The 11,392-nt window shown below is 73.2% G+C and carries 5 protein-coding genes; all 5 read left to right on the top strand.

The window, feature by feature from the left end; translation table 11 throughout:
* Positions 1-8 precede the first annotated feature (8 nt).
* A complete protein-coding gene (bcsA, locus tag BLU22_RS02845) occupies positions 9-2,564 on the top strand; it encodes a UDP-forming cellulose synthase catalytic subunit (protein ID WP_394327544.1) in 2,556 nt (851 codons plus the stop codon).
* A 7-nt stretch (positions 2,565-2,571) separates the two neighbouring features.
* Positions 2,572-4,872, top strand: coding sequence for a cellulose biosynthesis cyclic di-GMP-binding regulatory protein BcsB (gene bcsB, locus BLU22_RS02840; RefSeq protein WP_090211972.1), 2,301 nt, complete (start codon positions 2,572-2,574; stop codon positions 4,870-4,872).
* A gap of 3 nt (positions 4,873-4,875) precedes the next feature.
* Positions 4,876-5,985 carry a cellulose synthase complex periplasmic endoglucanase BcsZ gene (gene bcsZ / locus BLU22_RS02835; protein WP_090211971.1) on the top strand — a complete coding sequence of 370 codons (1,110 nt, stop codon included), beginning with the start codon at positions 4,876-4,878 and terminating at the stop codon, positions 5,983-5,985.
* The gene (gene bcsC / locus BLU22_RS02830; protein WP_090211970.1) at positions 5,973-9,464 is read left to right on the top strand and encodes a cellulose synthase complex outer membrane protein BcsC; all 3,492 of its coding nucleotides are present in this window, start codon (positions 5,973-5,975) and stop codon (positions 9,462-9,464) included. Before bcsZ ends, bcsC begins: the two co-directional genes overlap by 13 nt.
* A 284-nt stretch (positions 9,465-9,748) precedes the next feature.
* A complete protein-coding gene (gene bcsG, locus BLU22_RS02825) occupies positions 9,749-11,392 on the top strand; it encodes a cellulose biosynthesis protein BcsG (protein WP_090211969.1) in 1,644 nt (547 codons plus the stop codon).

The following is an 11,392-nucleotide window of genomic DNA, read 5'->3' as shown; positions in this document are numbered from 1 at the left end:
TGTTCGGCGTGCTGCCCTGGGTCTACGACGACCTGCGCCGGCGCGGTGCCGGCGCCGGCACCGCGATCTGGTGCAGCCTGCTGTGGTGGCTGGCCTGGGCGCTGCTGCCCCTGGAGTCGCCGGCCTGGCAGCGCCTGCTGCAGCGCCACGGCGAGCTGTATCCGCACCTGGCCGGGCGCCCGCCGCGCTTCGGCGATCCGCTGCGCTACCTGCTGCAGAGCCTCTGGCTGCTGCTCTGGCGCCCGCCCGCCGACGCGCCCGGCTGGCTGCGCGGCGGCCGCCGCCTGCTGGGCGCCGGGCACGCCGCCCTGGGCCTGCCGGGCGCGCGGCTGGCCCGCGCGCTGCCGTGCGAGACGCCCTGGCAGCGCGCCGAGCAGGCACTGCAGCGCCTGCCGCGGGGCCTGCGCCGCGCCCTGCTCGGGCTGCTCGGCCTGTGTACCGGCCTGCTGGCCCTGCTGTGCATCACCGAACCGTTCGGCATGCTGGCGCAGACGGTGTTCGTGCTGCTGCTGTGGGCGCTGGCGATGCTGGTGCGGCGCCTGCCGGGACGCTTCCCGGCGCTGCTGCTGATCCTCCTCTCGGTGATCGTCTCCTGCCGCTACCTGTGGTGGCGCTACACCGCGACCCTCAACTGGGACGCCAGCCTCGACCTGGCCTGCGGCCTGATCCTGCTGGTGGCGGAAACCTATTCCTGGCTGGTGCTGATCCTCGGCTACCTGCAGACCAGCTGGCCGCTCAGCCGCAAGCCGGCGCCGCTGCCCGAGGACCTGTCGCGCTGGCCGACGGTCGACCTGCTGATCCCCACCTACAACGAGGATCTGGCGGTGGTACGCAACACCGTGTACGCCGCCCAGGGCATCGACTGGCCGGCCGACAAGCTGCGCATCTACATCCTCGACGACGGCCGCCGCGAGACCTTCCGCCAGTTCGCCGCCGAGGTCGGGGTCGGCTACATCGTCCGCCCCGACAACAAGCACGCCAAGGCCGGCAACCTCAACCACGCGCTGAAGAAGATCGACGGCGAACTGGTGGCGATCTTCGACTGCGACCACGTGCCGGTGCGCTCCTTCCTGCAGTTCACCGTCGGCTGGTTCCTCAAGGATCCCAAGCTGGCGCTGGTACAGACCCCGCACCACTTCTTCTCCCCCGATCCCTTCGAGCGCAACCTCGGTACCTTCCGCCGCCGGCCCAACGAGGGCGAGCTGTTCTACGGCCTGGTGCAGGAGGGCAACGACCTGTGGAACGCTGCGTTCTTCTGCGGCTCCTGCGCGGTGCTGCGCCGCGCAGCCGTCGAGTCGATCGGCGGCTTCGCGGTGGAAACCGTCACCGAGGACGCCCACACCGCGCTGCGCATGCACCGCAAGGGCTGGAACTCCGCCTATCTGCGCATCCCGCTGGCCGCCGGGCTGGCCACCGAGAGCCTGTCGGCGCACATCGGCCAGCGCATCCGCTGGGCGCGCGGCATGGCGCAGATCTTCCGTACCGACAACCCGCTGCTGGGGCGCGGGCTGAACTTCTTCCAGCGCATCTGCTATGCCAACGCCATGCTGCACTTCCTCGCCGGCCTGCCGCGGCTGGTGTTCCTCACCGCGCCCCTGGCCTTCCTGCTGCTGCATGCCTATATCATCTACGCGCCGGCGAGCATGATCATGCTCTACGTGCTGCCGCACATGATCCACGCCAGCCTGGCCAACTCGCAGATGCAGGGCGCCTACCGCCACAGCTTCTGGGGCGAGGTCTACGAGACGGTGCTGGCCTGGTACATCGCCTGGCCGACCACCATGGCGCTGATCGACCCCAGCAAGGGCAAGTTCAACGTCACCGCCAAGGGCGGGCTGATGGAGGACAACCAGTTCGACTGGCGGATCGCCCGCCCCTACCTGGTGCTGGCCGGCCTCAACGTGCTCGGCCTGGGCTTTGCCGTGTGGCGGCTGGGCTGGGGGCCGAGCGAGGAGATCGCCACCGTGCTGGTCAGCGTGCTGTGGGTGCTCTACAACCTGCTGATCATCGGCGGTGCCGTGGCGGTGGCCGCCGAGGTGCGTCAGGTGCGCCAGAACCACCGCGTCGAGGTGCGCCTGCCGGCGTCCCTGCGCCTGCCGGGCGGGCGTCTGTACAGCGGCGAGCTGACCGACTATTCCAGCGGCGGCGCCGGCCTCGAACTGCCCGTCGACCTCGGCCTGCAGTCGGACACCCCGGTGTGGCTGCTGCTGCGTCGCGGCGAGCGCGAATTCGCCTTCCAGGGCCGCCTGAGCCGCTGCGCCGGCCGGCATGTCGGGGTGCGCTTCGAGTCGCTGACCCCGCAGCAGCAGATCGATCTGGTGCAATGCACCTTCGCCCGCGCCGACGCCTGGCTGGGCTGGAACAACCGCTACATCGAAGAGCGCCCGCTGCGCAACTTCATCGATGTGCTGCGCCTCGGCGGGCAGGGCTACGTGCGCCTGCTGGAGCACGTGCCGCCGCACCTGCTGCCCGGCGCCCGCGCCCTGCGCCGCACCTGCGGTTGGCTGGGCAGCTTCCTGCCCCGTGGCCCTGCGCTTCCCCTCAATCCCGTTCGCGAGCCCTGACTGCCCCATGAGTCCATCGTTCAAGCCCTGGATGGCTGCCCTGGCCCTGTTCGCCGCCGCCCCGGCCGCTGCCACCGCGCCGGCCGGCGTTCCTCCCGCCGCGCCGCCGGCCGCCGTCGCCGAGGCGCCGCTGGCGCCGAGCTGGTCGCGCAGCTACAGCCTGAGCGATCTGGGCCGCAACAGCGACGTGCTGCTGCTCGGCATCCGCAACAGCGAGCAGCTGGAGCTGCCGCTGCGCCGCGACCGTCTGGTGAGCGCCGCCGAACTGCAGCTCGAATACCTGCCCTCGCCGGCGCTGCAGGCCCACCTGTCGCACCTGCGCGTCTACCTCAACGACCGCCTGATGGGCGTGCTGCCGGCCGCCCCGGCCCAGCCCGAGCAGGCCGGCCAGCCGCTGCGCCAGTCGCTGCCGCTGGATGCGCGCCTGTTCGGCGACTTCAACCGCATCCGCCTGGAGTTCGTCGGCCACTACACCGACCTCTGCGAGGACCCGGCGCACAGCTCGCTGTGGCTGAGCCTCAGCCAGTCCAGCACGATCCGCCTGCGCGAGCAGGCGCTGCTCAGCCACAACGACCTGGCGCACTTCCCGGCGCCGTTCTTCGACCCGCGCGACACCGCGCCGCTGCAGCTGTCGATGGTGTTCGCCGCCGCGCCGACCCTCGGCGAGCGCCAGGCCGCGGCGGTGCTGGCGTCCTATTTCGGCAGCCTCGGCGCCTGGCGCGGCGCGCGGTTCCCCGTGCTGTTCGACCGCCTACCGGCGGTCGCCGACGACCGGCCGCCGCCGGCCAGCGTGGTGTTCGCCACCAACGCGCGGCGCCCGGCGTTCCTCGCCGACCGCGAGCGCTTCCCGGCGGTCAACGGCCCGCGCGTCGAGCTGCTCGACCACCCCGACAGCCCCTACGCCAAGCTGCTGCTGATCCAGGGCCGCGACGAGGCCGATCTGCAGCGCGCGGTCGCCGCCCTGGCCCTCGGCACGCCGCTGCTGCGCGGCGCGCGGGTGGAGATCGGCGAGCTGCCGGCGCTGGCCCTGCGCCAGCCCTACGACGCGCCGAACTGGACGCCCACCGACCGCCCGGTGCGCTTCGCCGAGCTGATGGATTACCCGCAGCAGCTGCAGGTCAGCGGCCTGCGCCCGGCGCCGGTGACCCTGAACATCAACCTGCCGCCGGACCTGTTCGTCTGGCGCAACCAGGGCATCCCGCTGCGCACCCACTACCGCTTCAGCGCGCCGGGCAACGAGGACGACTCGCGGCTCAACATCCTGCTCAACGAGCAGTTCATCGACAGCCTGGCGCTGCGCGGGCGCGAGCAGAGCCGCGGCCTGGAGGAGCTGCGCCTGGGCCTGGAAGGCGGCGAGGGCGGCGGCCAGCGCGACAAGCTGCTGCTCCCGGCGCTGAAGGTCGGCGCCAACAACCGCCTGAGCTTCGAGTTCAACTTCGCCAGCACCCTGGGCAGCGCCCAGCGCGACCGCTGCCAGACCGTGCTGCCGGTCAGCGTGTACGGCGCCATCGACGAGGACTCGACCCTCGACCTGTCCGGCAACCACCACTATCTGGCGATGCCCGACCTGTCCGCCTTCGCCGGCAGCGGCTTCCCGTTCAGCCGGCTGGCCGACCTGTCCGAGACCCGCGTGCTGGTCCCGGCCGAGCAGGGCGCGCAGTCGCTGGCGACCCTGCTGGAAGTGTTCGGCGCCCTGGGCGCGCAGATCGGCTATCCGGCCTTCGGCGTGCGCCTGCTGGACGCCTGGCCGGCCGGCGGCGATGCCGATGCCGACCTGCTGATCCTCGACCGTCTGCCCGAGGCGCTGCTGCAGCGCAGCGACCTGGCCCTGCGCCTGGCCGCGCCCTTCGACCGCCTGCTCAGCGGCCAGCCGCCGGCGGCGCTGCGCGGCGCCCAGCCCGCGAACGCCGGTACGGTGCCGGGCGCGGCGGTGGAGATCGGCGCCAGCGCGCCGCTGGCCGCGGTGCTCGGCCTGCAGTCGCCGCTGCATCCGCAGCGCAGCATCGTCGCCCTGCTGGCGCACAGCGACGCCGACCACGCGCTGCTGCGCGACACCCTCGCCGACCCCGAACAGCGCGCCGCGCTGCGCGGCTCGCTGGCGCTGATCCGCAGCAGCGGGGTGACCAGTCAGGTGGTCGGCGAGCCCTACTACGTAGGCCATCTGCCCTGGTGGCTGCTGCTGTGGTTCCATCTGTCCGCCTATCCGCTGCTGCTGGCCGCGCTGTCCGCCGGCTGCGTGCTGCTCGGCGCTTTCCTGGCCTGGCGCCTGCTGCGCGCCGTCGGCCGCCGCCGTCTGGGCGAGGAGTGAATCATGTGGCGAGCCTTGCTGTTGTGCCTGTGCTGCCTCGGCCTGCCCCTGCCGGGCTGGGCGGCGACCTGCGCCTGGCCGGCCTGGGAGAGCTTCCGCCAGCACCTGGTGAGTGACGACGGACGGGTGATCGACCCGTCCTCGCCGCGCCTGATCACCACCTCCGAAGGCCAGTCCTACGGGCTGTTCTTCGCCCTGGTCGGCAACGACCGGGCGAGCTTCGCGCTGCTGCTGCGCTGGACCGTCGACAACCTCGCCGGCGGCGATCTCGAACGCCGCCTGCCGGCCTGGCTGTGGGGCCGCCACGACGACGGCCGCTGGGCGGTGCTGGATGCCAACAACGCCAGCGACTCCGACCTGTGGATCGCCTACAGCCTGCTCGAAGCCGGCCGCCTGTGGCAGGTGCCGGAGTACCGCCGGCAGGGCCTGGCGCTGCTCTGGCGCAGCGCCGCGCAGACCCTGCGGCCGATGCCGCAGCTCGGCCTGATGCTGCTGCCGGGCGACATCGGCTTCGAGTCGGAAGCCGGCTGGCGGCTCAACCCCAGCTACCTGCCGCCGCAGCTGCTCGACCGCTTCGCCCTGGAGGCGCCGGTGTGGGCCGACCTGGCCAGCGCCAGCCGCCGCCTGCTGCTGGCGAGCGCGCCCCGCGGGCTGGCCCCTGACTGGCTGCTGTGGCGCCGCGACGGCCAGCCCGCCGCCGACCCCGAGCATGGCGAGGAGGGCGACTACGACGCCATCCGCGTCTACCTGTGGCTGGGCATGCTGGCGCCCGACGCCGCCGAACGCGCCGCCCTGCAGCAGCACTTCGCGCCCATGGCGCGGCTCACCGCCGAGCGCGGCCGGCCGCCCGAGCGCATCGACGCGGCCCGCGGCAGCGCCGAAGGCGGCGGGCCGCCGGGCTTCTCCGCCGCGCTGCTGCCGCTGCTCGCCGCCCTCGACCCGCCGGCGCTGGCCGCGCAGCGCGCGCGGCTCAAAGCCGAGCCGCTGGCCGACGACGCCTACTACAACCGCGTGCTGGCCCTCTACGGCGAGGGCTGGGACCAGGGCTTCTACCGTTTCGACAAGGATGGCCGGCTGCTGCCGGCCTGGCAGACCGCACCATGCAAAAACTGAAAGGCATCCTCCTGCTCTGCAGCCTGCTGCCGGGGCTGGCCCTCGCCCAGGTGGCGCCGCTCGGCAACCCGCAGCGCGAGCGTCTGGTCGAGCAGCTGCTGCTCGGCGAGGCGCTGGGCCGCGACGATCTGGTCGACAGCGCGCTGGCCCGCCTGCAGCAGCTCGACCCGGAAAGCCCCGAGGCGCTGGCCGCCGAGGCGCGGCTGGCGATCCGCCGCGACGAGCTGCGCCGCGCCGGCCAACTGCTCAACCGCCTGCAGCGGGCCGCGCCGGACTCGGTGCTGCTGCGCCAGACCCGCGTGCTGCTCAAGGTGGCGTTGCCCGCCGGCCGCCAGCGCCTGCTGGAGGCGCGCGCGCGCGCCGAGCAGTCGATTCCCGACGCCCTGCGCGACTACGAGCAGGTGCTCGAAGGCCAGTTGCCGAGCCTCGACCTGGCGTTGGAATACTGGCGCCTGCGCAGCCGGGTGGACGGCCAGCGGCCGACCGCCATCGCCAATCTGGAGGAGCTGGCGCGGCGCTATCCGGGGCACGCCGGGGTGCGTCTGGCGCTGGCCGACATGCTGTTCGCCGAGGAGCGCCCGCAGCCGGCGCTGGCCCTGCTCCACGAGCTGGGCGGCGACGCCCAGGCCGGCCAGGCCGCCGCGCAGCGCGAGTTCCAGTACCTCAGCGAACAGCCGCTGCACCCGCGCAGCGCCACGGCCTGGGAGGCTTTCGTCGCGCGCTACCCGCACACCACGCTGATCGGCGAGGCCCGCGACAACCTCGACCGCGACCGCCGCCGCCTGCGCGACCCGGCCTGGCAGGCCTTCCTGCGTGGCCAGACGCTGCTCGACGGCGGCCAGACCGCCGCCGCCGAGGTCGAGCTGCAGCGCGCGAAGCGGCGCCTGCCCGACGAGCCCGGCGTACAGGGCACCCTGGGCCTGGCGCTGATGCGCCTGGGCCGCCATGCCGAGGCGCTGAACGCGTTTGCCGCGGCGCAGCGCCTGGAACAGAACACCGACCTGATCAGCAAGTGGTACGAACTGCAGGAAGCCTCGCGCTACTGGGTATGGCTGGAACAGGCCGAACAGGCCGAGCAGGCCGGCCAGCTCGACAAGGCCCGCCAGCTCTACGCCCGCGCCCGGCAGAAGCAGCCCGCCGAGCCGGCCGCCTGGGTCGGCCTGGCGGCGCTGGAGGCCGGCGCCGGACGCAGCGCCGAGGCCGAGCGCCTGCTGCTGCAGGCGCGCCGCCTGGCGCCGGCCGACGAGCGGGTGCTGCGCGGTCTGCTGCGCCTCTATCAGGCGCAGTCCAACCAGCGCGCCACCGCCTTCCTGGAAAGCCTGCCGCCGCCGAGCCGGCAGCTGTTCGCCGCCCAGTTGCGCGACCTGCGGGTGGCGGCGCTGCTGCAGCAGGCCGATGCCGCGCTGCAGGCCGGCGACGGCCCCGGCGAAGCGCGTCTGTTGCAGCAGGCGCGCCAGCTGACCCCCGACGATCCCTGGCTGACCTACCGGCTGGCCGGGCGCCTGGCCGAGCTGGGCCGCCGCGCCGAGGGCGATGCGCTGTTCGCCGACCTGCTCGGCCGCCAGGGCGCCAGCCAGCCGGCGCGCTACGCCCATGCCCTGTATCTGTCCGGCGCCGAGCGCGACGCCCCGGCGCTGGACAGCCTGCGGGCGATCCCGGTCGCCGAATGGAACGCCGACACCCGTGCGCTGGCCGAGCGTCTGCAGCGCCGCCAGTTGCTGAACCGCGCCGAGGCGCTGCGCGCGGCCGGCCAGGAGCCGGCGGCCATCGCCCTGCTCGAAGGCCAGCCGAGCCTGCCCGCCGAGGACCTGCTGCGTCTGGCCGGCTGGGCCCAGGCGCGCGGCGCTCACGAACAGGCGCTCGCCTATCTGCAGCGCATTGACGCCGCCCAGGCCGAGTCCGCCGAGGCCCGTCTGGGCGAGGTGGAGAGCCTGCTGGCGCTGGGCCGTGCAGCGCCGGCGCGGGCCACCCTGCAGGGGCTGGCGGAGTTTCCCGCCGAGCAGCGCAACCTGCGCCGCCGGGTGGCCGGCGCCTGGATGGCGCTGGGCGATCTGGGCCAGGCACGCACGCGCATCGAGCAACTGCTGGCCGAGGGCGGCGACAGCGATCCGCTGCTGCTGCGCGACGCCGCTCGCCTGCACAGCGCCACGGCGCCGCAGCAGGCGCTCGACCTCTATGCCGGCGCCCTGCGCGATGCCGGCGAGCTGGCCCCGCAGGCCGTCGCGCCGCGCGACGACCGCGCGCTGACCCGCGCCAGCCGCCCGCGCGACGACGACGACTGGCTCGCCCGCAGCCTGCGCGCCGAGACCGAGGCGCTCTACCAGCGCGAGAACCCCACCGTGCGCGTGCAGCACGACCACGCCTGGCGCAACGACGACGTCACCCCCGGGCTGTCCGACGTCAAGCAGGACACCACCATGGTCCAGCTCGACCTGCCGCTGGCCGGCGGGCGCGGCTGGCTGCGCCTCGACGAGGTGAACATGGACGCCGGGCGCTTCGACACCGACGCCGACGGCCTGCACCGCGAGGACTTCGGCAGCTGCGCCTTCCCGGGGCTGGCCGGCTGCGTCTCGACCGCCCAGCAGGCGCGCGGCACGGCCTTCGCGCTGGGCTGGCAAGGCGGCGCCTGGAGCTTCGACCTAGGCCGCTCGCCGCAGGGCTTCGAGATCGGCAACTGGCTGGGCGGGGTCAGCTACGCCTGGGACGCCGCCGGCCTCGGCTGGACGCTGACCGCCTCGCGTCGCGCGCTGTCCAACTCGCTGCTGTCCTACGCCGGCGCGGTCGACCCGCGCACCGGCATCCGCTGGGGCGGGGTCACCGCCAACGGCGCCAGCCTCGGCCTGAGCTACGACCAGGGCGGCGACCACGGGATCTGGGCCGACCTCGGCCAGCACTGGCTGCGCGGCGAGAACGTCGCCGACAACCAGCGCACGCGGCTGATGGCCGGCTATTACTACCGGCTGATCGAGCGCGCCGACCAGCGCCTGCGCACCGGCCTGACCGTCATGCACTGGCGCTACGCCAAGGATCTGGGCGGCTACAGCCTCGGCCAGGGCGGCTACTACAGCCCGCAGCGCTACAGTTCGCTGGGCGTGCCGGTCAGCTACGCCTGGCGCAACGCCGACTGGTCGCTGCTGCTGGAAGGCTCGCTGGGCTGGTCCTGGGCGACCACCGAGGACAGCGCGATCTATCCGCTCGACGCGCTGATTGCCGGACCGCTGGCCGAGGCCGGCGCCCTCGCCCCGGACTTCAACCAGCGCACCGGGACCAGCGGCGGCGCGGTCGGCTACCGGCTCAGCGCGCTGGCCGAGCGGCGCCTGAGCGATCACTGGGTCCTGGGCGGCGGCTTCACCTGGCAGCAGAGCGAGGACTACGCGCCCAGCTACGCCCAGCTCTACCTGCGCTACCTGTTCGAGCCGTGGCAGGGCGCGCTGCCCCTCGGCGGCGACAGCCTGACGCCCTACAGCGAGTTCAAGTAAGGGCCGCCGGAAAAAAACCTGTTTCTCCCCTGCAACACTGTGGCCATGGGCTACCTTGACAGTAACGGAAAAAAATGCCGGCTGTCGGGTGGCCCGGGCCGTTGCCGCGCCCGCCGGACCGTGTACGAGGGGGGACTTATGAGTCATCCAGCACCTGTCTGGCGCCCGTGCATTGCGCCTTCTGCGAATGCCACAGGCTCTGCCGCACGATCCGCGATCCGCCCTGTCAGCCCGCCCGTCCGGTCCGCCGGATACGGGCGGCGCTGCCGGCGAGGAGGGCGGCCATGAGCAGCGCCGAACCCCTCGTCCTGCCCGCCCAGGAGGCCAGCCGCTGGCCCGAGCTGGGGGTGTGGAACTTCTATTTCCTGCTCAAGTTCCTGCTGCTCTGGCAGGGGCTGCTCAATTTCCAGGTGCTGCCCAACCTGGTGTTCGCCGCGGTGCTGCTGGTGCCGCTGCAGTCGGCCTGGGCGTGCTGGCTGCGCAACCTGTTGGCCCTGCCGGTGGCCGTGGCGCTGCTTTACCAGGACACCTGGCTGCCGCCGTTCAGCCGCCTGCTGGAGCGCCCGGAGGTGCTGCAGCTGTCCGGCGACTACCTGCTGGAACTGGCCGGTCGCACCCTCGACTGGCACCTGCTCGGCGCCTGCCTGGTGCTGCTGGTCGCCTACCGCCTGCTGGCGCCCTGGCTGCGCCTGACCACCCTCAGCGTGGCCGGCCTGCTCTGGCTGGCAGTGGCGCAAGGCGTGCCGGAGCTGGCGCCGCCCGCCGCGCCGCTGCAGGGACAGGCGAGCAGCGCCGGCGCCGCGCCCGTCGCCCAGCCCGAAGGCCCGGCCAGCAGCGCCGCGCTGAACGCCTATCTGGAACGCTTCTATCGCGACGAACAGGCCCGGCGCACCGCCTTCCCCGCCGAGCCATCGGCCGCGGCGCCGGCCTTCGACCTGCTGGTGGTGAACATCTGTTCGCTGGCCTGGAGCGACCTGGACGCCACCAGCCTGCGCGACCACCCGCTGTGGCGGCGCATGGATGTGGTGTTCGACCGCTTCAATTCGGCCACCGCCTACAGCGGCCCGGCGGCGATCCGCCTGCTGCGCGCCAGTTGCGGGCAGAGTGCCCACGCCGGCCTGTACGAGACGCCCGACAACCAGTGCCTGCTGTTCGACAACCTGGCGCGGCTGGGCTTTGCCGGCAGCCTGCTGCTCAACCACGACGGCCGTTTCGACGGCTTCCTGCAGGAGGTGCGCAACGAAGGCCGCCTGCCGGCGCCGCTGGTCGAGCTGGGCCAGCTGCGCCACGACCTGGTCGGTTTCGACGGCTCGCCGATCTGGCGCGACCGCGAGGTGCTCGGTCGCTGGTGGCAGCAGCGCCAGGCCGGCGGCGAGGCGCGCGTGGCGCTGTTCTACAACAGCATCACCCTGCACGACGGCAACCGCCAGCGCCTGCCCGACGGACGCACCCGCAGCGCCGACTACCACAGCCGCGCACAGGTGCTGCTCGACGACCTGAACGCCTTCGTCGAGCAGTTGCAGGCCAGCGGCCGGCCGGTGCTGCTGGCGCTGGTGCCCGAGCACGGCGCCTCCCTCGATGGCGACCGGATGCAGATCGCCGGCATGCGCGAGATCCCCACCCCGGCGATCACCCATGTGCCGGTGGCGCTCAAGCTGATCAACATGCCCGGCATCGAGCGCAGCGAGCCGCTGCACGTCGCTGAGCCGAGCAGCTACCTGGCGCTCTCCGAGCTGGTGGCGCGGCTGTATGCCGGCACCGCGCAGGGCGAGCAGGGCTTCGACTGGGGCGCGCTGCTCGCCGATTTGCCGCAGACGCCGATGGTGTCGGAGAACTCCGGCACCGTGGTGCTCGACTACCAGGGGGCGACCTACGTGCGCATCAAGGAGCGCAGCGAATGGTTGCCCTATCCGCCGAACAAGCCGTGA

It is taken from the genome of Pseudomonas guangdongensis (assembly GCF_900105885.1).
Classification (GTDB): Bacteria; Pseudomonadota; Gammaproteobacteria; order Pseudomonadales; family Pseudomonadaceae; genus Geopseudomonas; species Geopseudomonas guangdongensis.
This window is presented reverse-complemented; position numbering and strand designations above follow the sequence as displayed.

Excerpts from the sequence above, each read along its gene's own strand:
- bcsG (WP_090211969.1), top strand. The coding sequence starts at position 9,749 with ATGAGCAGCGCCGAACCCCTCGTCCTGCCCGCCCAGGAGGCCAGCCGC.
- bcsZ (WP_090211971.1), top strand. The coding sequence starts at position 4,876 with ATGTGGCGAGCCTTGCTGTTGTGCCTGTGCTGCCTCGGCCTGCCCCTG.
- bcsC (WP_090211970.1), top strand. The coding sequence starts at position 5,973 with ATGCAAAAACTGAAAGGCATCCTCCTGCTCTGCAGCCTGCTGCCGGGG.
- bcsB (WP_090211972.1), top strand. The coding sequence starts at position 2,572 with ATGAGTCCATCGTTCAAGCCCTGGATGGCTGCCCTGGCCCTGTTCGCC.